The sequence below is a fragment of the Borborobacter arsenicus genome, from assembly GCF_003934165.1.
GTDB lineage: Bacteria > Pseudomonadota > Alphaproteobacteria > Rhizobiales > Rhizobiaceae > Pseudaminobacter > Pseudaminobacter arsenicus.
The window spans coordinates 1-1,471 of record NZ_RKST01000092.1; the positions used below are offsets into that span (position 1 = coordinate 1).

Annotated in this window: 1 protein-coding gene; it reads right to left on the reverse strand. The window is 60.0% G+C overall.

What is annotated here, in order from left to right; all coding sequences use genetic code 11:
* Position 1: 1 nt before the first annotated feature.
* Positions 2-1,354, reverse strand: coding sequence for an oxygen-independent coproporphyrinogen III oxidase (gene hemN / locus EET67_RS25310; RefSeq protein WP_128628918.1), 1,353 nt, complete (start codon positions 1,352-1,354; stop codon positions 2-4).
* Between the last annotated feature and the right edge of the window lie 117 nt (positions 1,355-1,471).

Genomic DNA, 1,471 nt, shown 5'->3' on the forward strand with positions numbered 1-1,471 from the left:
TTCAGCTAGCTTTGGCGTGTGGGCGTGGCGACTGCGGAAGATATGCGTCGAAGGCGGCCGCCACGGAGCGGACGACGAAACGATGCTTCGCGTTGACGCGCACGACGCCCCTTTTGAGTTCGACCAGACCATCGTGGACCAAATCAGACAACGCCCTGGCGCAGTCGAGGATTGCAGCGATGTCGAAACCGTGACGGGTGCAGATTGCTGGAATATCGGCTTCGAAATAACACATCAGCCGTTCGATGATTTCCGCCCGCAGGCGGTCCTCTGCAGTCAAGCGGTAACCCTTCGCTGTCGCGAGCCGGCCTGACGTGACGTGACGGGCATAAAGCCCGAGCGCAACTTCATTCTGAACATAGCCCTCAGGGTTCCGGCCAATGGCAGAGGCTCCGAACCCGATCAGCGACCGGCAGTTGTCGGTGGTGTAGCCCTGGAAATTCCGATGTAGCGTTCGTTCCCGCCAGGCATGCGCCAGTTCGTCATCGGGCAGCGCGAAATGGTCCAGCCCGATCTGGATGTAACCGGCCGATAACAGCGCGTCGGCAATCGCTGCCGCCTGATCCATCCGGGCCGTACTGTCAGGCAGTGCCGCCTCGTCGATCATGCGCTGATGCTTCTTGAACCACGGGACATGGGCATAACCGAATACAGCAAACCGGTCAGGGCGCATCGCCGCAGCCTTGCGTGCCGTGTCTTTGCAGGATTCGACGGTCTGGTGCGGCAGCCCGTAGATCAGGTCGAAATTGACGCTGTCGACCCTGGCGGCGCGCAGGCGATCAACGGCGGTGGCCGTCTGTTCCTCAGTCTGAATACGATTGATCGCTTGCTGGACCTTGGGGTCGAGGCTTTGCACACCGAGGCTCGCCCGCCGCACCCCGCATGCTCCAAGTGTCGATGCCATATCGGCCGTCAATGTGCGTGGATCAACCTCGACCGCAATGGATGTACGATCGCTGAAGACAAAGCGCGCTTTGAGCAGGTCGATCAGGGCGGCGAATTCTTCCGGTTCGACGATGGTGGGCGTGCCGCCACCGAAATGAACATCGCCAGCGGTAAGCGGAGATGGCGTACGATCCGCCACCAATTGGATTTCCGCCTTCAAGCCATCGAGATAGGCAAGGATCGGCTGGTCCTGCCTCGTGATGGTGGTGTGGCAGCCGCAATACCAGCACATCGAGCGGCAGAACGGGACGTGAAGGTAAAGCGAGACAGGCTCGTCCTGCGACAGTGCCGCTAACCAATCCCCATAGGTGCCGGAATTAACAGCATCGGAAAAGTGCGGAGCCGTGGGATAGCTCGTGTAACGCGGGAGCCGCGCATCGGCATATTTATGGAGGACTGAACCGGTCACCTTGCTTCCTCTGCAATTGCTTAACCCATCCTAGCGCCCGGGCCATCGCAGCTGTTTGCGCAGGATCAAGTCAAGCTGCGGCGCTGGAAAGATTATGATTCCGTCAGCGTCGGAACC